The organism is Gimesia sp., from assembly GCF_040219335.1.
Lineage (GTDB): Bacteria > Planctomycetota > Planctomycetia > Planctomycetales > Planctomycetaceae > Gimesia.
The window spans coordinates 74,357-98,352 of record NZ_JAVJSQ010000020.1 but is presented as its reverse complement, the minus strand read 5'-3'; the positions used below and the strand labels follow the sequence as shown (position 1 = coordinate 98,352).

At 55.0% G+C, this 23,996-nt stretch carries 20 protein-coding genes; 15 read left to right on the top strand and 5 right to left on the bottom strand.

Features of this window, described 5'->3' with window-relative positions; translation table 11 throughout:
* Positions 1 to 13: 13 nt before the first annotated feature.
* Entirely contained in the window at positions 14 to 1,462 is a 1,449-nt protein-coding gene (locus tag RID21_RS17750) for a DUF1501 domain-containing protein (protein WP_350191109.1), read from the top strand.
* Between the two features lie 105 nt (positions 1,463 to 1,567).
* Here the strand turns inward: RID21_RS17750 and RID21_RS17745 are convergent, their stop codons facing one another.
* Positions 1,568 to 2,725 carry a DUF1559 family PulG-like putative transporter gene (locus tag RID21_RS17745; RefSeq protein WP_350191107.1) on the bottom strand — a complete coding sequence of 386 codons (1,158 nt, stop codon included), beginning with the start codon at positions 2,723 to 2,725 and terminating at the stop codon, positions 1,568 to 1,570.
* A gap of 734 nt (positions 2,726 to 3,459) precedes the next feature.
* On the opposite strand from RID21_RS17745, the gene RID21_RS17740 reads away from it, so the two are divergent.
* A complete protein-coding gene (locus tag RID21_RS17740) occupies positions 3,460 to 6,567 on the top strand; it encodes a PSD1 and planctomycete cytochrome C domain-containing protein (protein WP_350191105.1) in 3,108 nt (1,035 codons plus the stop codon).
* Between the two features lie 54 nt (positions 6,568 to 6,621).
* A complete protein-coding gene (locus RID21_RS17735; protein WP_350191103.1) occupies positions 6,622 to 8,055 on the top strand; it encodes a DUF1501 domain-containing protein in 1,434 nt (477 codons plus the stop codon).
* An 81-nt stretch (positions 8,056 to 8,136) separates the two neighbouring features.
* Here RID21_RS17735 and RID21_RS17730 read toward each other — a convergent pair whose 3' ends face one another.
* A complete protein-coding gene (locus tag RID21_RS17730; protein WP_350191101.1) occupies positions 8,137 to 9,081 on the bottom strand; it encodes a sugar nucleotide-binding protein in 945 nt (314 codons plus the stop codon).
* Positions 9,082 to 9,724: 643 nt separating this feature from the next.
* Here RID21_RS17730 and RID21_RS17725 point away from each other — a divergent pair.
* From RID21_RS17725 to RID21_RS17680, 10 genes are all read left to right on the top strand, one after another.
* Positions 9,725 to 10,735 (top strand): hypothetical protein, encoded by a 1,011-nt coding sequence (locus RID21_RS17725; protein WP_350191099.1) that lies wholly within the window; start codon positions 9,725 to 9,727, stop codon positions 10,733 to 10,735.
* An 85-nt stretch (positions 10,736 to 10,820) separates the two neighbouring features.
* The gene (locus RID21_RS17720; protein ID WP_155365289.1) at positions 10,821 to 11,120 is read left to right on the top strand and encodes a hypothetical protein; all 300 of its coding nucleotides are present in this window, start codon (positions 10,821 to 10,823) and stop codon (positions 11,118 to 11,120) included.
* Between the two features lie 286 nt (positions 11,121 to 11,406).
* Positions 11,407 to 11,997, top strand: a complete 591-nt coding sequence (def, locus tag RID21_RS17715; RefSeq protein ID WP_145044313.1) for a peptide deformylase — start codon at positions 11,407 to 11,409, stop codon at positions 11,995 to 11,997.
* Positions 11,998 to 12,122: 125 nt separating this feature from the next.
* Complete coding sequence (fmt, locus tag RID21_RS17710; protein WP_350191097.1) at positions 12,123 to 13,115, top strand: methionyl-tRNA formyltransferase; 993 nt, start codon at positions 12,123 to 12,125, stop codon at positions 13,113 to 13,115.
* Between the two features lie 129 nt (positions 13,116 to 13,244).
* Positions 13,245 to 13,574, top strand: a complete 330-nt coding sequence (locus RID21_RS17705) for a hypothetical protein (protein ID WP_145044311.1) — start codon at positions 13,245 to 13,247, stop codon at positions 13,572 to 13,574.
* A 53-nt stretch (positions 13,575 to 13,627) separates the two neighbouring features.
* On the top strand, positions 13,628 to 14,500 hold the full coding sequence (locus tag RID21_RS17700) for a DUF1570 domain-containing protein (protein ID WP_145044310.1): 873 nt from the start codon (positions 13,628 to 13,630) through the stop codon (positions 14,498 to 14,500).
* A gap of 148 nt (positions 14,501 to 14,648) precedes the next feature.
* The gene (locus RID21_RS17695; RefSeq protein WP_155365292.1) at positions 14,649 to 15,512 is read left to right on the top strand and encodes a UbiA-like polyprenyltransferase; all 864 of its coding nucleotides are present in this window, start codon (positions 14,649 to 14,651) and stop codon (positions 15,510 to 15,512) included.
* Positions 15,513 to 15,613: 101 nt separating this feature from the next.
* Positions 15,614 to 16,759 (top strand): aminofutalosine synthase MqnE, encoded by a 1,146-nt coding sequence (gene mqnE / locus RID21_RS17690; RefSeq protein WP_350191095.1) that lies wholly within the window; start codon positions 15,614 to 15,616, stop codon positions 16,757 to 16,759.
* Positions 16,760 to 16,789: 30 nt separating this feature from the next.
* Positions 16,790 to 17,206 carry a VOC family protein gene (locus RID21_RS17685; RefSeq protein WP_350191093.1) on the top strand — a complete coding sequence of 139 codons (417 nt, stop codon included), beginning with the start codon at positions 16,790 to 16,792 and terminating at the stop codon, positions 17,204 to 17,206.
* Between the two features lie 233 nt (positions 17,207 to 17,439).
* Positions 17,440 to 17,628 (top strand): hypothetical protein, encoded by a 189-nt coding sequence (locus RID21_RS17680; RefSeq protein ID WP_149337477.1) that lies wholly within the window; start codon positions 17,440 to 17,442, stop codon positions 17,626 to 17,628.
* 314 nt (positions 17,629 to 17,942) lie between these two features.
* Here RID21_RS17680 and RID21_RS17675 read toward each other — a convergent pair whose 3' ends face one another.
* Both RID21_RS17675 and trxA read right to left on the bottom strand, forming a co-directional pair.
* Complete coding sequence (locus RID21_RS17675; protein ID WP_350191091.1) at positions 17,943 to 19,958, bottom strand: coiled-coil domain-containing protein; 2,016 nt, start codon at positions 19,956 to 19,958, stop codon at positions 17,943 to 17,945.
* Between the two features lie 191 nt (positions 19,959 to 20,149).
* On the bottom strand, positions 20,150 to 20,476 hold the full coding sequence (trxA, locus tag RID21_RS17670) for a thioredoxin (RefSeq protein WP_145044304.1): 327 nt from the start codon (positions 20,474 to 20,476) through the stop codon (positions 20,150 to 20,152).
* Positions 20,477 to 20,970: 494 nt separating this feature from the next.
* Here trxA and RID21_RS17665 point away from each other — a divergent pair, with 494 nt between their 5' ends.
* A complete protein-coding gene (locus tag RID21_RS17665; protein WP_350191089.1) occupies positions 20,971 to 21,921 on the top strand; it encodes a hypothetical protein in 951 nt (316 codons plus the stop codon).
* A 43-nt stretch (positions 21,922 to 21,964) separates the two neighbouring features.
* Positions 21,965 to 22,603 (top strand): phosphoribosylglycinamide formyltransferase, encoded by a 639-nt coding sequence (gene purN / locus RID21_RS17660; protein WP_350191087.1) that lies wholly within the window; start codon positions 21,965 to 21,967, stop codon positions 22,601 to 22,603.
* Here purN and RID21_RS17655 read toward each other — a convergent pair.
* Entirely contained in the window at positions 22,600 to 23,961 is a 1,362-nt protein-coding gene (locus RID21_RS17655) for a multicopper oxidase family protein (RefSeq protein WP_350191085.1), read from the bottom strand. The genes purN and RID21_RS17655 overlap by 4 nt on opposite strands.
* Positions 23,962 to 23,996: the final 35 nt, after the last annotated feature.

The window sequence follows — 23,996 nt, the reverse complement described above, 5'->3', positions numbered from 1 at the left end:
AGAAAGTCATCTCATGGATCGTCGTGAATTTCTGCTGTACTCAGGCGGGGGACTCGGAAGCATCGCCCTGGCGTCGCTGCTCAAACAGGAACAACTGCTGAGCGCTGCCCCTGCTGGAACGCACGTCCTGCATCATCCGCCCCGCGCGAAACGCGTGATCCAGCTCTACATGTCGGGAGCTGCGAGTCAGTGTGATACGTTCGACTATAAACCCGAACTCATCAAAGATAATGGCAACGAATGGGACCCGGGAGAAAAGGTGCAGCTGTTCCAGTCCTCTCCCGGTAAAACGATGCAGGCACCCTGGAAATGGAAACAGTACGGCGAATCAGGAAAGTGGCTCAACGATTGTGTCGCCCCCCTGGGCGCCTGTGTTGACGACATGGCCTTCATTCACAATATGGTCAGCAAGTCGAACGTTCACGGCCCGGCGACTTTCATGCAGGCCACCGGATTTATTCTCCCCGGCTTTCCCGGCATGGGGGCCTGGATCAGCTACGGTCTGGGCAGCATGACCGATAACCTGCCGACGTTCGTTGTGCTTCCCGATCCGCGGGGCTTCGCACCCAATGGCGCCGCCAACTGGTCAGCCGGCTTCCTGCCCGCCAGTAACCAGGGCACCATGATTCGTCCGAATTCCAAAACGCCCATCGCCAATCTGTTTCCGTCCAATAATGATTTCATCACCCGCCAGAGCGATCGTGATGTTCTCGCCGCGCTGAAACAGCTCAATCAGAAACATGAAGAGCAGAGAGCCGGCGATTCGCGGCTGAATGCCCGCATCAAGTCTTACGAACTGGCCGCGAAAATGCAGCTGCAGGCACCGGAAGTACTGGACCTGTCCGGCGAGACAAAGAGCACGCTCAATATGTACGGTCTCGACTCGGTCGACTTTGAAGTGCAGGAAGGCATCAGCGAGGCAGCTGAGATTGCCTACTTTGGTCGCAACTGTCTGGTAGCCCGGCGACTGCTGGAGCAGGGTGTGCGGTTCGTGCAGATCTGGTCGGGCGCCGATAACGGCTTTCCCCGGCGCAACTGGGATTCGCATGAAGACATCAAACGCGATCACTGGCCTTTAGGCCGCGGCATGTCCATCGGAGCTGCAGCGTTGATTCAGGATCTGAAGCAGAGGGGCATGCTCGACGATACGATTATTCTCTGGACGACCGAGTTCGGCCGAATGCCCTGCAGCCAGGGAAGCAAAGGTCGCGACCACAATCCGTTCGTCTTCACCAACTGGCTGTCGGGAGGTGGCATCAAAGGGGGGACGACTTATGGCGAGTCAGATCAGTGGTCCTTCAAACCCGCAGATCCTGCCAACCCGACGATGTGCTACGACGTGCACGCAACGATTCTGCATCTGCTGGGCATCGATCACGAAAAACTGACATTCCGGCACAACGGAATCGACCGCCGTCTGACTGACGTGCATGGGCACGTGATAAAAGAGATCATCGCCTGAAGCAGGTAGCAAATTCGAAGATCATCTGTCATGCGCATAAAAAAAGAGTGACCGGTCAATGACCGGCCACTCGTAACATCTCTCATTCAGGTGATGCTTCGAAGCTTATTCGAAGTTACCTTTGGTCAGCTGAGCATCCAGCCAGGGACCGGAGAAGCACTCAGAAGGACGCAGTTCAACAGTCGCATCGGTGTATCCAGAGCCACCGGAAGCAGAACCGGTGAAACCGGGGTTCAGGAAGCCGTCACCGTTCAGGTCGACGATTGCCTTGACACTGCCGTCGGCCATCAGGATGTTGCAGATCTTGTTAGTACCACGGCCGTGCCATGCGTACCAGTCACGAGAATCCTGCAGCCAGAGGTTACCATCGGGACCGGGAGTTCCGGCACGGTTGGGGTCAGGCAGTTCAGCAGGGATGGCACCGACAACGTTGGTACCAGCGGGCATCAGGTCAATGGCTCCCCCCGTTCCTGCGGAAGGATTCCAGGTGCCGGGACCATCGTTGAAGGACTCTGCCAGACGCTCACCAGCGTCAAGGAATCCGGGAACGGAGTGAGACAGAACCGCTTCGCCGACGTCACCAGGAGCTCCACAACCCATGAAAGCGACAGCCGAGGAAGCCACGCGAGAAGAATCCAGACGACGGATGGTCAACGGTCCCAGACTTCCGCCGAAACCCTTCAGACCTGATGAAGTCACGCCTGCAGAAGTCTTGGCTCCGGAGCGTACGAGGAACCAGCTGGAAGCGTAGTTCGTTCCATAACCGTCTTCCAGCAGCTTGGCGACCTGTAAGATACGGGCAGGTGTACCTTCTGTACCGGAAGTCCAGGTTGCACAGACACCATCCAGCAGACGCGCTGGAGGAGCATTGTCTTTGTTACTGGTGTTAGCCACACCGATCATGTCGTTCAGCTTTTCTGAACCGAGCAGAGTCGATGAAGGGCACAGCATCTTCTGAGGAAGACCAGCACCACTGTTGACCATGTCAGCCACCCAGCCCCAGGTGTCAGGACATCCGTCACGACGGAAGTCGTAAGCACCGGTGCAGTAGCGACCGCTGGGGTCGGTTGATGCGAAGGCGTGCATGGAAAGACCAAACTGACGCAGGTTGCTCTTACACTGTGAAGAGCGGGCAGATTCGCGGGCTGCGAAAACAGCTGGGATCAGCAGGGCAGCCAGCAGAGCGATGATCGAGATCACCACCAGAAGTTCGATCAGGGTAAAACCTGAGCGTTTCAGATTACGAGCACGTGATTTTTTCATTACAATTCCTGTTAGTTTAAAAAGTTTGACAGTGACGCGAACAAATGAAGGTTAATACGATTGACGTTTACTTTTTTAAGAAACAGGTCATCCCCCCATCACTCTGGCAATTGATGATGATCGAATATGATCTGCCCCCCTTGAACTCTCTTCTTTTCTATTTACTCTCTTCGCTTCTGGTTGAATTCAACTCGGACTCGTGTGCAGAAATTTGCGGTGCCGGCTGCAAATCTCAGTTGGGAGTACAATATCGAGATAATGTGAAGATCTTTCTCCCTGACATGTTAAGTAGAGATGAATAATGTGTGGCAAAATGGAACAAAACGGGCCTAGTGTTAAGGTTTGTTAAATATACGGACAGGTTTTGAAGGGGGGCTTCATAAAAAGTGATCCGTTTCTAACCCGCTCTTTCAGGCAAAACTTGAATTCACCCCTACTGACGACGTATAATAAAAGACAAGATCTGCCAGGGGAAAAACCTACCTTGCCTGGCACCTAAGTCACCTGCTCAAATGGCTTTAGATGAAGTCTTGAGCTACCCCACTTTGGGTAAAGTGGCGGACCGGTATTCACTCGTGTCTGTGTTGAGGCTCGAGAATCCTTCCCGTGCAGCAAATAAACTCCGGTTGGCAGTGGTTGTGACCAGGTCTTACCTGCTTAAAAAAACTTCGCCGCCCCGTTGACTGCTCACAGCGTCGGTTCTCGACTCAGAAAGAACGACCGAAAGCAGGATTATGGTCAACCAAACGTGCTCACTGTTCCTACTGGCTTGCCTCGTGCTGACAGTCTCGCTCGGAAATTCCGCCTTTGCAGAATCAGGGGCAGCGCCTGCGGACCTTGATTTCGCATCCGATATTCGCCCGCTGTTATCCGACGCCTGTTTTGCCTGTCACGGTCCGGATGACGAACACCGTGAAGCCGATTTCCGCATGGATCTCAAAGAAGGACTCTTCGGCAAAGCGGGAGAGCACGCATTGATTGTTCCCGGCAAACCGGAAGAGAGTCTGATCTATCAGCGCATGACCGCCGACGATGAAAGTCTGCGGATGCCTCCTGCCGACTCGGGTAAAAAACTCTCCCAGGCAGACATCGAAAAAATCCGTCAATGGATCGCCGCCGGTGCTCCCTGGGCTTCACACTGGGCCTTTCAGCCCCCCGTAAAACCACCCGTTCCCCAGGTGAAACAACAGTCGCTGGTGCAGAATCCGATTGATGCATTCATCCTCGAAAAACTTGAACAGCGACGCCTCACGTTTTCCGAACCCGCAGACCGTATCACACGTCTGCGTCGTTTGAGTCTCGATCTGATCGGCCTGCCTCCCACCATTGAAGAGGTCGATCAATTCGTCAACGATCCAAGCTCCTTAGCCTGGCAAAAACAGGTGACACGCTTGCTCGCATCTCCTCACTATGGCGAACGCTGGGGTCGTCTCTGGCTCGATGCAGCCCGCTATGCAGACTCAAACGGTTATGAAAAAGATGCGCCCCGGAATGTCTGGCTCTATCGCGACTGGGTGATTGATGCCTTCAATGAAAACAAACCCTACGATCAGTTCATTACCGAACAGATCGCCGGTGACCTGCTCCCTCAGGCAACACAGGATCAAAAGGTCGCCACCGGTTTCATGCGGAACTCCATGCTCAACGAAGAAGGGGGGATCGACCCCGAAGAGTTTCGCATGGCGGCCATGTTCGACCGCATGGATACGATCGGCAAAAGCGTTCTGGGACTCACTCTGCAGTGCGGCCAGTGTCACACGCACAAATACGATCCACTGACGCAGGAGAATTATTACCAGATCTTTGCCTGCATCAACAACTCCTACGAAGCCAGCATTCGCGGCTATACGGATGAAGAACAGACGCAGCGCACTAAACTGTTTCACAAGATCCATGCGATTGAAGAACAGCTGAAATCTGGGAAGCCCAACTGGGCCGCTGAAATGGCTGCCTGGGAACAAAGCGTCAAGCAGAACCAGCCCCAGTGGCACGTGCTGAAGCTCACAAACATCGACAGCAACTCGCAGCGTTACTTCGAACAGCCCGATCATTCACAACTGGCACAGGGCTATGCACCGTCTCGCTTTACCTCGAATTTTGAAGCGACCGTCGATGCCTCTCAGGTCAAGGCCCTGCGGCTGGAACTCTTGAATCATCCCAACCTGCCTGCAGGAGGGCCCGGCCGATCGACCGAAGGATTATGTGCGCTTACCGATATCAGGCTCAGTGTCGAAAATCCCCAGGATGCAAAACAGAAAGCCAACATCAAATTCGTAAAAGCTTCTGCAGACTTCGCGAATGAGCGACAACAGCTCCAGAATCCCTACGCAGATAAAAAAGGAGAGCGGGGATTTACCGGCCCCGTGGAGTATGCCATTGATGGTGACAACTCAACCGCCTGGGGCATCGATGGGGGACCGGGGCGGATGAATCAGCCCCACGAAGCGGTCTTTAACGCTGAGAAGCCATTTGGCTATGCTGAGGGAACGAAGCTGAAAATCAGCCTGGTTCAGATGCATGGCGGCTGGAACAGCGATGATAACCAGACCATGAACCTGGGACGGTTTCGCATCTCGTATACGACAGATGAGAACGCGACCGCAGACCAGGTGCCCGATCGCGTTCGCGAACTGCTGACGATGTCTGAAGCTCAACGCACACCGCAACAGCAGGCCGAAATATTCAGCTACTGGCGGACGCTCGTCCCGGAGTGGAAAACGCAGAACGAACAGATCGCCGCTCTCTGGAAACAGCACCCTGAAGGGACAACACAGCTCGTCTACCAGGAACGACCGGCACCGCGCGAGACCCATCTGCTCGAACGTGGTGACTTCCTCAAGCAGAAACAGGTGGTCGATCCCGGTGTTCCCGACTTTCTGAATACACTGCCGCAAGGAACGGAAGTCAATCGACTGACCTTCGCCCGCTGGCTCGTAGATCGAAAGTCCCCCACAACCGCCCGGGCCATTGTCAATCGTGTCTGGCAGGCGTACTTCGGTCAGGGCATTGTTGCGACCAGTGAAGACCTCGGTTCCCAGGGCGCTGCGCCGACACACCGCAAACTGCTGGACTGGCTGTCCGTCTGGTTTATGGATGAAGGCTGGGATCTGAAAAAACTGCATACACTGATCGTCACTTCCAACACTTATCAACAGTCGTCCCGCGTCACTCCCGCACTCCTGGAGCAGGATCCCTACAACCGACTCCTGGCCCGCGGTCCCCGCTATCGCGTCGATGCGGAGATCGTACGCGACATCGCCCTCAAGGCCAGCGGTCTGCTCAATTCCGAAATTGGCGGCCCCTCTGTGTATCCCCCCGCGCCGGCCTTCCTGTTCGAAAAGCCGGCCAGCTACGGTCCCAAAACCTGGCACGTCGATCAGAATGACGATCGCTACCGCCGAGCCATTTATACTTTCCGTTTCCGTTCTGTCCCGTATCCCATGCTGCAGGCCTTTGATGCGCCGAACGGCGATATCGCGACAGTCAAACGCAACCGTTCCAATACACCGCTCCAGGCATTGACCACGCTCAATGAAACACTGTTCATGGAATGTGCCACGGGTCTCGCGGAAACCACTCTGGCTGCTAAGGGCGCCTCCGATGCAGAGCGAATCGAAACCGCTTTCCGCCGCTGTGTCTCCCGGTATCCTTCACAGGCAGAAGTTCAACTGCTGACCCGCTTCCTGCAGAAACAACGCGACTATTTCGCAGCGCATCCGGACGAGGTTAAGCAGATCACAACCACAAATAACAGTCCGGAACCCGCCACCGCCGAACTGGCCGCCTGGGTCGCACTTTCGCGTATCCTGCTCAACATGGACGAAACGATTACCAAAGAATAACAGAGGGAAGAGACCGGTGTTTCCGTCGCTTCCTGACCTCGACAGGTTATCATCATGAATCAAATACAACATCCCGCACATCCGATCGCCAGACGCTGGTTTCTACAGCAATGCGGCGTTGGCGTTGGGGCAATCGCCACCGCCCAACTGCTTCAGGAATCCGGCGACCTGCTGGCGAATTCCACGTCTGCACCACAGGACCCGCTGGCACCTCGTGAGCCCCACCATTCGCCCAAAGCGAAGAACATCATCTTCCTGTTCATGGGGGGCGGACCCAGTCATCTGGAACTCTTCGACGATAAACCAGTACTGAGTAAATTCGATGGCAAGCTGCCGCCTGAAGAACTGCTCAAAGGTTATCGAGCTGCGTTTATCAATCCAAACTCGAAGTTCCTGGGCCCGAAGTTCAAATTCAAAAAGTATGGAGAATGCGGTGCGGAACTCTCCGAGATCCTGCCCCATCTGGCGGACGTCGTCGATGATATCGCCATCGTGAAAAGTATGAAGACCGATGCCTTCAATCACGCCCCCGCGCAGATTCAGGCACTCACCGGTTCTCAGCTCTTCGGTAAACCGAGCCTGGGCGCCTGGACGCTCTATGGGCTGGGCAGCGAGTCAAAAAATCTGCCCGGCTTCGTGGTCTTCAGTTCCGGCAATAAAGGTCCCAGTGGGGGCAGTTCCTGCTGGGGCAGTGGATTCCTGCCCACAACGCATCAGGGAGTCATGTTCCGTGGCGGACAGGAACCGGTGCTCTACCTCAAAAATCCTCCCGGGGTTTCCACGGAACTCCAGCGCGATTCCCTCGATACACTCAAAGCCTTGAATCAGCGGCATCTGGAGCAGGTGGGCGACCCTGAAATTGCCACCCGCATCAATTCCTTTGAAATGGCGTACCGCATGCAGGCCAGCGCACCGGATGTGATGGATCTCTCGCAGGAAACCAAATCAACGCTGGAGCTGTATGGTGCAGAACCGGGGCAGACCTCATTCGCCAATAACTGCCTGCTGGCCCGTCGACTGGTCGAACGGGGCGTTCGCTGCGTGCAGCTCTTCCACGAATCATGGGATCAGCATGGCGGCCTGGTAGGCGGACTCAAAAGTAACTGTGCCGCCACTGATCAGGCATCCGCAGCACTCATTAAAGACCTCAAACAGCGGGGATTGCTCGATGACACCCTCGTTGTCTGGGGAGGCGAATTCGGACGGACGCCGATGGTGCAGGGGGGCAATGATGGTCGCGATCATCATCCCAATGCCTTTACCATGTGGCTCGCCGGCGGTGGAATCAAAGGGGGGACGACCATCGGTCGTTCCGATGATTTCGGCTTCAATGTGATCGAAGACGAAGTTCCCGTTTATGATCTGCACGCCACGATCCTGCATCTGCTGGGCCTGGATCCGCATCAGCTGTCCTTCCGTTTCCAGGGCCTCGATCAGAAACTGATCGGCGTGAATCCCGCGAAGCTCGTTACAAAAATCCTGGCTTAACAGTTTATTGCAGTATCAAAAAAACAAACCCCTGGTGTCGATCCACCAGGGGTTTTGTCTTTGGTTTTAAACTGCTTCGCGTTACGCGGCAATTTCCTGCTCGTAGTAACGCACCGGCTCGTTGTTCAGACGATTCAGGTAGCCGTTAGTCTGCTGGTCGAACAGACGCTGCAGACCGTCATCCAGCATCGGCATCGAGATGCTCAGAGCCCGACGGATTTTGCGGGTGTGCAGAGAAGTTTCTCCGTTGGCAAAACCGGTGGCCCGTTCGTTCATCACGGTAGCCCGGGGCAGCAGGGGAACAGTCAGTTCGAATTGCTTGGCCAGACGCTGTACGAATTCCAGCGGACTGATGCGTTCGCCACCAGCCACATGGAAGGTGCCAGTCAGACGTTCCTGGTAAGCGTGTTCGATAATCGCGGCCAGGTCGGTGGCCAGCAGCGGAGTGCCGTGCCGATAGCAGTCCATTTCGGAATAACTTCCGTCCTGCAGAGACTGCACCAGCTGCTCAACCTGTCCTGCACCGTAAGCGGCGGGAGTCCAGCCGAATACGTTGGTGCGGATGATTAATGTATCGTTGCAGAGACTGACTTCACGTTCGATGGCCCGGACCAGTTCGGCTTCGGGGCTTTCGCACATGCCCTGGCAGTCCTCTTCGTGGAACATCCAGGGGCCGGTGAAGACGGCGTCTGACGAGATATGTGTGAATCGGGCGGAATGCAGTTCCGCTGCACTGACCCAGTTCCGTGCTGCCAGTACGGGATCTTTGGTGGAAAACTTCGCAGGGTCAACCGACCAGGAAGAATTCGCTGCGACTCCACAATAGACAACCCAGTCGGGACGAACCACGGACATCCAGTGCTGTGTCGTTTCGACATCATCTTCCTGGTAAGTATGTGTTTCGCATCCCTGCAGGGAAACTGGTGTAGCTGAAGTTAATCCGACAACCCGATATCGACTGGATAAGCAGGTTGCTATATTTGCTCCGGCAACCGTATCAAGTCCAATAACCAGAACTGTTTCCACGCCGCGCCTCCATGCTTAGACGTTGTTGTATTTCTGTCAGTAAACTCTAAATCGTATCTGCTTTTCAATCTCATATCTCTCTCAACTCATTGAGAGGGACCCATCATATAGGTGATGGTGAAACTCAAAAGTCCGTCTCGCCCGTCAATCCATTTGACTCGCGAGAGGCGGATTATAGAGGGCACTCCCGATTTTCACCAACCCCAATTTGAAAGAGAATTTTTGCGACCGAATTCCCCCCTGATCAGCCCGGGGCAGAAAGCGACTTGCATCAATCATTGCTGAATCATTTCCTTATCAGGAGCTGTCTGTACCGGTTCTGAAATGACATGAATTCAGCAGGTCTTATATGAGAAAACGAAAATATTTTTTTAAAAGGATCTAAAATCAGAAAAAAGATTAAAGGTTTTTGGTTTGAGCGCTTTCTTTCGTATTGACCTCAATTTCAAAAAGCAATATCTTCCCGCCTCACATTCGTGATCACTGCGCCTGGTTCACAGGTTGATCACACACCTCCCACACTGATTCCCATCAATCGATTTCAGATTGCACTTCGTTTTTGTCAAAGTCGTGTTTCATTCACTCTCAAAATGAAACGCAGCGCGACACCATACTCGTTCTTACATATAAAGACTGTTTAATCATGTCTGTTTCGCGTCAACTGCCGGATTACCCGATATTGCTGTCAGGAGTAGCTGCTCCTGTCGTGAAGGGGTTGCGCGAAATGGGACTGCCTGTCACAGAGCTGCATGATGACCTGGCCCAACTCTCAGGCTATCAGTCATCCAGCTGGAATCTGTTGCTGGTGGGGTCACAAAAAGCTTTCAACGTTCGAGATCGACAGTTACTCTCTCACTGTCGGATTCCGTTGATTGACCTGGCGGAATTCACCAGTAAACAGGCGCAGGCACGCACCCGGGACGAAATGCATCAGAAATCGTCACACGGAATCGAACAATTCAATGCTGCATTTGTCATCCGACTCAAAGACCGGTTACAGCAGACCGGCGGTGTCTGGATTCGACTCAGCGATTTTCCTTATCCCTTTCAGGGCGTCATCTGCTACGGCGAATCCGATCTGGGACGGGACTTCCTTGAATACACAAATGTCATGAGCCCCCTGCCGGTGACTCTCGATCACCTGCATTTGAATGCAGAAGCGGCCTGGTTGAACCGGGCGAACGAGGAATCGGCCCGCAAACTTCGCGTGGAACTGGTCAGCAGCTACCGTCAGGGACTGCCGGTCTCGCTGACCTCAATCGAATCGCAGAATCAACTCAAGACATTATTTGAAAACATCAATCTGGACCGCAAACTGATGCCGCTGGTCTGGGTGACTTCACTGACCACGTTTTTCCGCTGGTGGAACCTGCGTCGCGAACTCTCCGTGAGTATCAACCGCCGGAACGCCTCCTGGGAAACGATTATCTCAGGTCAGTTTGAAGGCTTTCACCCCGGTCTGCAGATCTGGAAAGGTCGCCACTCCGCAACCGTGGCACTTTCGCGGGGTGTGAATGAAATCAGAGACGAACTACTCGCACTGGCGATGAATCAAGAACGTCATCCCGGTGGTTTTACAGCGCATTGGGCCGGCTCAAAGTCGAGCATACTCCCTCTGGGCTGGAATCGATCGGCGGCATCGGCTGCCTCTTAAGCGTAAGAACTATTCCACATCAAAGAATGATTATCAGCGATTGAATTTTTCAGTCGCTCCATTGTTGAAGAAAAGGATTGAACTCATGAAACGTTTCGGAATTACAATGCTCGGTATCGCATTGATCGCTCTGACAACAGGTTGCCAGTGTGGACGTTACGGCAACTGCGGTAGCTGTAACTACGGTCCTTCCATGGCACCAGTCATGCCCTTTGGTGGCGGTGGATGCTCAACCGGTAACTGTGGTGTCGGTGCTCCGACTTACGCACCTCAGGGAGCCTACAACACCTACGATACTTATCAGTCCACTGCAGCTGCTCCTGTCATCCAGGGATCAGTACCAGCTACCGCTTCTGCTCCACTTGACCCGCTGCCCATGTATTAAGATGCATGTGGTAGCGGCTGTGCAGTGGCGTCTGGTCGTCTCGGCCTGAGACGGGTCGACAGGCACGACAACACGTTCGTGGCCTGCGCCGTGGCTGACCAGACGCTGGAAAAAACGCGAACAATGCCATTGTTCACGGGGATAAGGATTGTATCTCCCGTACGGCCTTGCTATACAGTTAGTTATGTATATGGCGTCCCTCCCTGCGCGCTCTTCGCAGAGACTGGAGTACCGTCATCGACTGATTTCTGAACTGTGTATCATACCCCGCCGGGTACATCAAATTATGGCTGCGTTGCAAATCGTCAATTATCCCCATCCTGCCCTCCGCTGGAAATCCAAACCCATTAAAAGCATCACGCCTGAACTGCGCGATATCGTCAAAACGATGTTCGAGCTCATGTATCAGGCACGGGGCATCGGACTGGCAGCCAACCAGGTCGCACTTCCGTATCGACTGTTTGTGATCAACCTGACTTCCGATCCCGGCGAAAAAGAGGAAGAGTTTGTCTTCATCAACCCGGAAATTACCAAACGCAAAGGGACGGCCGAAGGGGAAGAAGGCTGCCTGAGTCTCCCCCAGCTTTACGGCGACGTCAAACGTTCCGAAGAAATTACCGTGGAAGCTTACGATCTCAACGGACAGCTGTTTGAGATCACCCTCGACGATCTGGCCGCCCGCGCTGTACAGCATGAATACGATCACATCGAAGGCGTCATGTTTACGGATCGCATGGTCGAAGCCAAAAAGGCTGAACTGGAAGCCCAGATCGCTGACTTCGAAGCTCAGTTCCGTCATCAGCAGGATCGAGGCGAAATTGCTTCGGATGAAGAACTTCGCAAACAACTGGCCCAGCTCGAACTGGAACTGGATTAACACAGCCCGTCATCCGCACCGAGATACTGTTTTCGTTCGGCAACTGCGCTTTCCCTGTCTTTGATGCCAGTCGGCGCAGCAGGGCGAGTAAAGACTGAGGCTGACTCATCAGGAGGAGATTTCCCGTGCCTTTAAAAGTAGTCATGATGGGGACCGGCACCTTCGCGATTCCCGCGTTTCAGGCGCTCATTGATTCCGAGCATGAGGTTCTGGCCCTGTATACACAGCCCGATCGGACCGGTCGCGGACATCACCGCCACAAAAACCCGATGAAAGAGCTCGCCCTGGAACACGAGATCCCCGTCTTCCAGCCGCCAAAAATCAATACCGCGGAAGCACTCGAAGAACTCGATCAGCTACAGGCGGACGTGTACCTCGTCGCCGCATACGGACAGATCCTCTCCCAGAAACTGCTCGATATGCCCCGCTGCGGTGCCTTTAATCTGCACGCGTCCCTGCTGCCAAAGTATCGCGGCGCCGCCCCGATTCTCTACGCGATCCAGAATGGCGAGACCCGCAGCGGCGTCTCGGTCTTCCGGATCGAACGCGCCCTCGACTCCGGCCCGATCGCCGGCATGGTCGAAACCGAAATCGGTCCCAAGGAAACAACGGGACAGCTGCAGGATCGTCTCGCCGACCTCGCCGCACCGCTGGCCATGCAGTTACTGTCCGACATCGAAGCCGGCACACTCGTCGAAACGCCACAAAACCACGAGGAAGCCACCTTCGCGCCTACGCTGGACAAACAGGTCGGCGCGATTGACTGGAGCCAGACCGCCGAACAGATTTCCTGGCACGTCCGGGCCATGCAACCCTGGCCCAGCCCGTTCTCCTTCCTCCAGCATCCGGGACAGGATCCCCTGCGTCTGCAGATCCTGGATGTCGACCCGCTCACTCCAGAAGATCTGGAAGCCCTCGAACCAGAAGTCGATCCACAGGCGGCCGCACCCGGAACAGTCGTCTTCGCCGACACCAGACGCGTTGTCGTCAGTACAGGGTCGGGGCTGCTGCAGCTCAACCAGATTCAGCCGCAAGGTAAGCGAGCCATGCAGGTTAAAGAATATCTCTGCGGTCGAAAAATCCATCCGGGGGACATTTTCGGTACTCCCGCCACTTAAGGTGGCTTTATGTATCGTCATTGCTGCTGAATCCTCAGGTTCACTCTTGCCGCATTTGCCGGTTTCTGAGATGATCCCGCCCCTGATCAGCAGGCGAACCTGGATTTAACACACAAGGAAGTGAGTGAGATGCGCCGAATCGTAGCCGCTTTGATTTTCATGATGATCGGAGCGGGTGGCATGTATGCCGCATTTGAATATCACATCGTACAGTCAAAGGAAGGCTGGCACCTGGTCCCCAAATCACAGGCCGGTCTTCACGATACTTACGCTGACATCAGAAAATGGCAGGCGACCACCTGGAAAGACCATCCCCGGCTGGCCCAGTCACTGATTGATAATGGAAAAGGGAACCTCATTATTCAGTCCGCATCGAATGGATTCTTCGACGGTCTGTTTCCCGGTACGGATAAGCAGCGCTCTGCCGCCAATCCGGAATCCTCCCAGAAACGTTTATAACTGCGACTTACTGACAGATACTATCCCCGCTTACTGAGACCCGACTGCTCACCGTGAAAACCGAATTACCCGTCAGCCCGGATCAGACTCCCCACCGGAAGTCATGGCCCGCATTCAAAGCACTCGCTCTGAATGTCTGTCTGACACTTTGTCTGTTCTCAGCCCAGGGCTGCCGGACCGCCGCGAAAAATCAGGCCGTCCATCTGCCCGCACGACACAGCGTCAGTGCCGAACAGTTGATCGTGCTCAGCGATTTCAAACTGGGACAGGAACATCCCCTGTTTCAGGATCTGATCCAGCTGCGGGAAGATGTCGCCGCTACCCTGAATATTCCCCTGAACAGCGAGCAGGTCACCGTCTATCTCTTTTCCAACCAGGAAGAGTACCGCAATTATCTCGATCTGACCTACCCGGGACTGCCTCCACGTCGCGCTTACTTTGTGGGCACTCCCAAAGAGCTGGCCGTCTACACCTTCTGGGGTGACCGCATCCAGGAAGATCTCCGCCACGAATTTACACACGGACTCCTGCACGCCAGCCTGAAGACCGTTCCGCTCTGGCTCGACGAAGGTCTCGCGGAATACTTCGAAGTCGCCGGCAATACACCCGGACAGATCAATCGCGATCACGCGTCCCGACTCACCGCCGCCCTCAACAACGGCTGGAAGCCGGATATGAAACGCCTGGAACAGCTCGAGAAGGTCTCGCAGATGCAACGCGTCGATTACCAGGAAGCCTGGGCATGGACGCATTTCATGTTGAACAGCACGCCCGAAGCCCGGGATGCACTGCTCGCATATCTCTCAGAGCTGAAGACCAACGAATCCCCCGAGGTCCTCAGTGCCCGGCTGCCCCGCGATATTCCCGGCGTCGAAGATCGCTTTGTGAATTACGTCGCTTCGCTGAACACTTTTCCCAGCCGGTAAGCTCGGAAACCTCCGATTCCTGTCTCTGCGCCTGAGTTTCCCGTCTCCCTGACTTGGGTGCCCGCAGCACATCAGCTAAGATGAAGCCAGCGATCGTATCCTGTGATCAACCCCGACCGCTCAATCCTCCTCTGATGAGATGAATTCAATGCTGGCCCGACTGCGCCTGTTACTCGAACTGATTCGCTTCAGCCATACTATCTTTGCCCTCCCGTTCGCGCTGCTCTCCGCCGTACTGGCCTGGCGCGGTCAGACCGTTCGCTGGCAGGAACTGGTGGGGATTCTGCTCTGCATGCTGTTTGCCCGTTCGGCAGCCATGGCCTTCAATCGACTGGTCGACCGCGACATCGACGCGGAAAATCCACGGACCGCAGGGCGACACATCCCGGCAGGACTCATCAGTGTCCGCGCGGTAACCATTTTTACCCTGCTGACTTCACTGGCCTTTATCGCCTCGACACTCCTGTTTTTACCCAATCGCTGGCCGCTCTACCTCTCGGTGCCGGTGCTCTTGTTTCTGCTCGGCTATTCCTACGCCAAACGCTTCACTATCTGGTGCCATTACTGGCTCTCGACAGCCCTCATGCTCTCACCCCTGGCCGCCTGGATCGCCATCCGCGGGTCGCTCTCGCTGGAACCCATTCTGCTGGGAGCGGTGGTCTTCTTCTGGGTCGGCGGTTTCGACATTATCTATGCGTGTCAGGATGTCCATTTTGATCAGGACAAGCGGCTTTCCAGTATCCCCTCCCGCTGGGGCATCAAAAAAGCCCTGCGTTTCGCGATGTTCAGCCACCTCATGACCATCGTCTGCCTGTTCAGCCTCTGGTACGTCGCTGCCCTGGGCATCCCCTTTTTGATCGCCGTCCTCGCGGTCGCGGGACTACTGATCTATGAACACCTGCTGGTCAATCCGGATGACCTGGGACGCGTCAATCTGGCCTTTTTCCACGTGAACGCCGTAATCAGTATTGGTTTGTTCTTTGTGGGATTGATCGATGTCTGGCTCGCATAAGCCAGCCTGAAACGTCATAATAAAGAAGTCCTGCTGCGCGGACGGCAGGTCTGACTAAACACCATTTTTCTGATACGCGAAACGAATCAACAGACAGTCTGATGAATCTGAATCAAAACGAACAGGAACAGCTCGCAACCATCACCCGCAAAGTCGAAACCGGCGAGCGGATCACCTTCGATGAAGGTGTTTTTCTGGACGAGAAAGTCGACATCCTGACGCTGGGCGGCCTGGCCAACCAGGTCCGTGAACGCAAGAACGGGAATTTCGCGTTCTACAACACGAACATCCACCTGAACCCGACGAACGTCTGCGTCTATCGTTGTAAGTTCTGCGCCTTCCGGGCTGACCTCAAATCAGAACGCGGTTACACCTTCACCGAAGACATGATTCGCGAACGTGTTCAGGAAGCCCGCGTCAGCGGCGCTACGGAAATCCACGTCGTCGGCGGGCTGCATCACCAGAAAAAATTCGACTGGTACCTCGATGTCGTCAGCACCATTCACGACGAATATCCCGAGCTGCACATCAAAGCCTGGACGCCCGTGGAAATCAACTGGTTCAGCTTCATGACCAAAAAGCCGACCCGTTGGGTGCTCGAACAGATGATGGAAGCCGGTTTGGGCAGCATGCCCGGCGGCGGTGCTGAGATCTTCCATCCCGAAGTCCGCGAAAAAATCTGCGAACACAAGGCCGACGCCCAGAGCTGGATCGACATCCACCGCGAAGCTCACAACCTCGGACTGCGGAGTAACGCCACCATTCTCTACGGCCACTACGAACAGGCCAAACACCGCGTCGACCATCTCTGCCGCCTGCGGGAACTGCAGGATGAGACCGGCGGATTCCAGACGTTTATCCCGCTGGCCTTCCATCCGGAAAACACCGGGATGTCAGAAATCCCCAAAGCCTCCGGACTCACCGACCTTAAGATGATCGCACTCTCACGGATCATGCTCGATAACTTCGATCACATTAAAGCCTACTGGATCATGCTCGGCGAAAAGACCGCACAGACCGCCCTCAGCTTTGGTGCAGACGACCTGGACGGAACCGTGGTTCACGAACTGATCTATCACGATGCCGGAGCCAAAACGCCGGAAGGGCTGACCGTCGAAATGCTGCATCGCCTGATCAAGGAAGCAGGTCGCATCCCCGTCGAACGCGATACCCTCTATCGGCACATTGTCCGCGACGGCGCTTCCTGGAGCATCGGGGAACCAATCCTGGCCTCCTCCGTTTCCTGATCAGCAACCTGAAACAAGAAAGGCGAATTCATGTCTAATGTTGCCCCCACAGAATGTGTGCAGGTTCAAGCCTTCGATCACATCACTCTTGTGGTCAAAGATCTGGAAGCCTCACGTAAGTTTTACGTCGATTTTCTGGGCATGGATCAGGTGCCTCGGCCTGCGTTTTCCTTCGAAGGCCACTGGTACCAGATCGGCGGACAGCAGATTCACCTCATCCTCGAACACGATCAGTCCGGCGCAGCTGGGCAGGCCGATGTCGAACCGAACACCCGCACACACCATTTCGCCTTTCAGGTACAGAATGCGAATCAGGCCTATGCACAGGCACTGCAGCAGGGAATTCCCATCGTTTCGCCTCCCAAACCCCGGCCCGATGGAGCTACTCAGACCTTCGTCAACGATCCGGACGGACACATCATCGAGCTCTGCTCGCTCGGGTCCTGAAGCCCACGGCAGGTGTCGGCTGGCACTGTTATAACGGTTTTTCAGGTCTCGCAGATCGCAGCGGGGCAGGGATCAACGACGCGAGGAATCAGTTCTCAGAATCGACTGGAAATTCCACCAGAGGATAAGGTATACTTGAAACGAGAGTGCTCATCGAAGGTCATTTCAAGACGAGTACAAGACATCCATTAAGCAGACAGCTTTGACAGAGGTAGAGAGAGACGAGGATCTTAATGTCAGATGCACCCAAAAAAATGATCATGGGCTCGATGGCCGCTTCAGGAATCGTGGCGGCCCTCGCACTGGCTGATATCGCGATTGGCATCCCCTTTCGCGGCAGCATGATGATGGACATCATGTTCCTGGTCTCCGCCGGCCTGGTACTCTTCCTCTGTTGGGATGCCTGGAAAGACCTGCGTTAATCCCCGGTCATTTTGTGATACCGGGTACCACAGTTGGCTCGACCAACTGTGCTCGCACAATGCTACTTCCATTCAAGAATCACGGGTAAGCCCGAATGCAATTCGGGCCGAGCGCAGCGAGCAGGAAACTGACAGAGCAAGATTTCAAACGCTCTCGCAAAATTACATTTTCTGTTAGACCGGGTGCTCCCGGATGTAATCCGGGATTGCCTCAGGCAACAAGAGGTCCCAAAGTAATCGCTCGACTCGGAACCAGCACACCAACCCGCCGACTGCCACAGTTGGTTCGACCAACTGTGCTTGAGCGAGAAACGCTAACCCTCGTCGCGCAGATCCAGCTTCGTCTCCGCATCAAACTCTTCCGCAGATGCTTCCGTTTCCTCATCTGTATCGAGCGTCGCTTCTTCTTCCGCTGCTGCCTGCAGGGCCGTCGCCTTCAACGTGCCTTCAATGCCCGTCAGGTCGGTTAACTGTTGCAGCAGGTCGCGAATAATCTGTTCCGCCTGAACCTTCTCCTGCAACCACAGTTCCCGTTTCTGACCCCAGGCCGCGTCGCGTGTTGCCAGCTGTTCTGCTTCAAACCGCAACTGCTCACTCCGTAGACGTAACTGCTCATCCCGCTCGGCAATCCATTCGGACAAGGCCTGACGTTCCTGGCGGAATTCATCCCGGTGTCGATGAAACAATTCCTGTGAATGATCCAGTTCCTGCCGCTCCACCGACAGCGATTCGCGTAACTGCCGGTAATGTGAAGCCAGTGCATCGCGGGCCTTATCCAGTCGCAGGCGGGCTGCTTCCTCACCTTCCGCCTGGGTCAGCTGAGCCCAGCCCTCTTCGAGCGCCAGTCGCATTTCGAGCGTAGCGCGATGCGTCTCTTCGACTTCCGCTCGCAGCGTATCCAGCCGCTCGCGTCGGCGTTCCAGGTTCTCTGCATGCAGAGCCAGCATGTCGTGCTGACGGCGGAGTTCCGCCTTTTGCGATTCGCGTTCCTTGTGCCAGGCTTCGTATTCGTCAGTCATCCGCTGTTTCTGATTTTTCTCATACCGTTCGACAGAGCGTCGTAATTCGGTATGCAGCGCCCGTTCCTTACTCAGCGACTGCTCGCGCTGCTGCAGTAAATCGCGGAAGCGGTCCAGCTGTTTCATCCGCAGCAGGTGAATGCGTTCGTTCTGCTCGTGTTGCTGCTGCTGGATCTGTTGCTGACGCTGGAATTCATGCTGTTCTTTTTCGACCTGGCTCCGCAGTCGCAGCAGGTGATTCTCCTGGAACTTGATCCGGTTCTCGATCAGCGTCCGTTTCTGGTCGAACTGATCCTCCCGGGAGCCGTACTCGCGCTCCAGATCCTCACGCTGAATCGACAGCTGGTGTTCGATCTCTTCCGAACGGATGACGAAGTCCCGTTCACGTGTGGCCAGCGCCTCTTCCTCGGCGTGGCGTTTCGATTCCCAGTCGGCCTGGCGGGTTTTCAGTTCCAGTTCGAATTTATCCCGGCGGGATTCGAGTTCCGCTTCAACCTTGCGAATCGTCTCTTCGTGCAGTTCGCGTTCCCGCTTCAGATGATTCAACTCGGTCTGCCGCACGCCCCGCCATTCGTCCTGATCGTGTTCCAGTTCGCGCATTTGTTCGGTCAGCGTTTCCAGAACTTCTTCGCGAATCCGTTTCCGTTCGTTGATCAGATCCAGACGCTGGCGTTCCAGGGATTCTCGCTGTTCTGCAAATTCCATCAGGATCAGGTCACGCATTTCGCTGCGTTCCTGTTCGATCCGATCCTGGGCTTCGAAAACTTTTTCCTGTTCGTGCTGAACCGTTTTCGCCAGCTTCTCGCACTCGACCGCTTTACGGATCAGCTCGGTTTCTTTATCCCGAATACTGGCTTCCCGCTCGTCGTACTGCTCTTCGATCTGCGAGACCCACATGCGGATCTTACGACGTTCGTTATCGATTTCACCCAGCTGACTGTTGAGCGTCTGTTCCCGTCGACTGATTTCGGCGAACTGGGTTTTCAGGTAGTTTGCAATTTCACCCGCCTGGTTCAGCAGTTCTGCGCCGGTCAGTGAGGTTCCCGATTCGTTCGCACCCTGGCTCTGTGTCTCACCCGCACCCGCAGCATGGGAGAGGCTTGCTTCCAGCGCAGCCTGTTTCTCTGCACTGAAACTGGAGTCAGCTTCCGAGGTGAGTTCGGAATCGCGATGCGGAACGTCCAGACGACGCTGGATTCCGTCAGGGCCGGGCAGGGGATGAGATTCTTCAGGTTCCGGCGCAGGAGGCTTGAAACCCGCAAAAGGCGGGGAAGTCTGAGATTTCTGATCCGGGCTGGTTTCTTCGCTCATACCGGGATTCCTTTCCCTGAGAAGCGTCTGACTGTTGCTCCCGTGTGAGACTGATGCTGTGAAATCCCTTTCCACTATGCAATCAGTTCAATCGGGAACGCGCGTCGGTTCAACGACAAAAAGGGCAGAAAGGCAGGATCAGCTCCTCCTCTCTGCCCACATGAGTTCAATAACCACTCAACACACTGTGGTTACAGCTGGCTGTCCAGTGATGCTGCGAAACGTTCTTTGGGAGTCACACCCACAAACGTTTCAACCACTTGACCACCTTTATAAAGTTTTACGGTCGGGATGGCGCTGATGCTGCTTGCGGAAGCAATACCGGGGTTTTCATCGGTATTCAGCTTTCCAACACGCACACGGCCTGAGTAGTCGCTGGCAATTTCCTCGATGGTTGGCATCATCATTTTGCAGGGACCACACCAGGGGGCCCAGAAGTCGACTAATACAGGCTCAGATGCTTCCAATACTTCAGACTGGAAGTTGGCATCAGTAAATTCCAATACGTTTTCCGCCATTACTGGTTGTCTCCGTTACTATTTGGATTCGGTTGGTACTTTAAAAAAAGCAGATAATATCAGTATGACCTTAGGTCCCTTGATCCTGAATTAACAGGGTGTCGACGCCAGGTGAGTTACTCCCACAATCCAGTGGAAGGTTTCAGGCAATCTCAGGTCACTCCAGGTCTGATAAGACTTTACCCTGCAATGACATCACTGGTACACTCAAGGATCGGATTGATCCTCAAGAATCACAGCAGAAAACCCCAGTTGCGCTCAGTCAAATTCTAGGGAATTATAGAGATACTCTGTTTTGTGTCAATGCTCTCTCTGAGGCGTAAAAGACCAAAAACTCTTATCAAATAAGGGATTACGCCACGCATTACCACTCGGCTGTGAAATAATTTAAGCTCGACAAATTGTCCGTGGGTCGACAAAATAGGGCTCACAGGCAATTGCCATAATACTGTTATATTAAAGAACTTATTGAAGTGAAACCCTGGGAGCGAAATATGCTGTCTTCTTGCCGAATCCGGACGCTCGTCGGACTGGTCAGTCTGCTGGCCCCGCTGACACTCCTGGCGGATGAAAAAACTGGCGGAGATCCCTTCAAACCGTTTCCGGAGCAATTGCAGCCCTCACTGTTCAACGAAGTGGAAGACAAAGCCCTGGGCGGCGTACTGGATGACGAACAGACGCTCTACTACTACGTCCTCAATCACCTCCGGGAAACCAGCCTGCAGGATCAGAAGCAAGCCGCGGAATTCAATCTGCAGAACCGCCGCTCCGAACTGAAAACGTTTCGTGAACACCCCGAACTCAAGCTCCCACTTTTTCCCGATATCTTCAAAAACATGAACCGCTGGAAAGGGAGGCTGGTCACGCTCACCGGTCGGGTTCGTAAGCTCGTCCATTATCCCGCCTCCGCGGACAACAAGTTCGGCATTAAGACACTCTACGAAGCCTGGATGTTTACCGACGATTCGCAGCAGAATCCCGTCGTGGTCATCTGCACCGAAGTCCCCCCGGCTCTGAAAAACGGACTCCCGGAAGGGACCGATGTGATCGATCATGTCACCGTCACCGGTTATGTTTTCAAAATGTACCTCTACTCAGCCCAGGATACCTCGCGCATCGCACCGCTGATTCTCGCACAACGACTCGAATGGACGCCCCCTCAAACCGATGAAACCGGCGGGCAACTCTTCGTCGTGATTCTGGGAACCACGTTCATCCTGCTGATCGCAGGCGTCGGGATTATGATGTGGCGGAATAATCAGCGGGACAAAGAATTCCGCGAGAAACGACTGCAAACCAGCCAGGGGGAAGTCAGCTTCGATCAACTCTCCTCCGAAACCACGTCTTCCGAAACAACGCCTCAGATCAAACCACCTGCAAACGAAACCGGATCCGCACGCGATTCAAAATCAGACTCGTCGCCCCCTGATTCACCACGGTCCTGAAACCATACACCCACAACATTTCAACAGCACGAAAACGGAATTGATGACTTCACCTGTCCTGAACCGTCCCCTGAAACTGGCCGTCCTGATTTCTGGTGGCGGCACCACCCTGACCAACTTCCTGGAACAGAAAGCCGCCGGCCAGCTCGATATTGAGGTTCCCCTGGTAATTGCCAGTCGTCCCGGTTGTGGCGGGATTGCCAAAGCGGAAGCCGCCGGCCTCAACTGCGAAGTCATTGCCCGTCGGGATTTTGAGAACATCGAAGCCTTTAGCCATGCGATCTTTGAACGGTGTCGCGCCTGCGAAGTCGACCTGGTGACGCTTGCCGGTTTTCTCTCGCTGATTCACATCCCCGAGGATTATCTGTACCGCGTAATGAATATCCATCCCGCGCTGATTCCCTCTTTCTGCGGGCACGGCTATTACGGCCACAAAGTGCATGAAGCGGTCGTTTCACGCGGCGTAAAGGTCAGCGGTTGTACGGTGCACTTTGCCGACAACGAATACGACCACGGTCCCATCATCGCCCAGTCCGCAGTCCCCGTGAAAGGGACTGACTCGCCCGACGATGTCGCCGCCCGGGTCTTTGAAGCCGAATGCGACCTTTATCCCGAAGTGCTGCGCCTCTATGCTGCCGGTAAAATCAAAGTCGTCGAGCGTCGTACTGTCATCGCAGATTAAAGCGACTGACTCCCCGGCGGCGGCCCCTTGGGCGTGCTCGAGAAAGGCGGAATGGGCTCATTGGTGTGCATGACCTTGTCGTATAGATCCGGGGGCAGCACCCGCATGACGGTAAACAGACCATGCACGCCATGATACCAGCCCTCTCGCATCCCCTGCGTTTCACGGCGACTGGTCAGTTTGTGAATGTCTTCCTTCGTCAGTTTCGCACTCGACATCATCTGTGGAAAGCCGGGAACAATTTCCTCCGCGTCGTTCCACTTCTCGCGCACAATCGGTCCGACCTGGGTCACCATATGGTTCATCATGTGATGGAACATGTGGCAGTGCAGCACCCAGTCACCCGGGTTGTTGGCGATGAATTCCACATCCCGCGCCTGGGCCACGCCGACAATCACGGTGTTACCCGGAATCCACGCCGACTCCGGAATGCGGCCCCCCTCTGTTCCCGTCACCCAGAACGTGTGCCCATGCAGGTGCATCGGGTGCTGATGCAGCGTACTGAAATTCAGAAAACGGATTCGTACCCGCTCGCCCAGTTTGCAGACCAGCGGCGTCGTATAAGGGCCGCAGCGGCCATTGATGGTCAGGAAGTTCCAGTCCATCGAAGTCGTGTTGGGAATGCTGGCGTTCGGCATCATTGAGAACTGCTGTGTCATCAATACGAAATCCCGATCCACAACCGGTTCGTACGCCACCTTGGGATGAATGATGAAGGGGACCACCATTCCGATCGCCTCCTGCATCGCAACGTGCGGATGCAGAAAATAACTCCCTTCCTGGTGCACGTCGTATTCATACACGAACGTCTGCCCCGGTTTGACCAGGGGTTGTGTGACGGCAGGAATCCCGTCCATGTAGATCGGCAGTTCCAGCCCGTGTGAGTGCAGCGTCGTGGCTTCAGGGAGATCGTTTTTGAACACAATCCGTACCCGCTCTCCCTGGTACATTTCCAGAGCTGGTCCGGGGAACTCCCCGTTGTAACCGTATGCATCCATCCAGATTCCCGGCAGGACTTCGCGACGGACGGGCATCGCGTGCAGATGAAACTCGCGAACCCCGTCGATGACTTTACCGCTGGTGGTCTTCAGGTCCGGTGCGGTAATTCCCACGGGAGGCTCGCCGGTCTTCCCCAGTCCCGGAACCAGTTTACCCCGGTCGGTCGCGCTGCCGATCGGACCACCCAGCCCCGGATGCAGGCGGGGGTACCCATCGTCGTTCTGATCCGTATTCTGCTGTTCGGTCGTCGCGAATGAGTCGTTCTGCTGGCCCAGTACCGAACGGGTCGCGAACAGACCTGCGGTTGCTGCCGCACCCTGTGCCAGAAAATTTCTGCGATCGTGGGGAGTTGTCATCATTCCTCTTTCATCAGGCCGGCTCGCCTGGTTTTGAT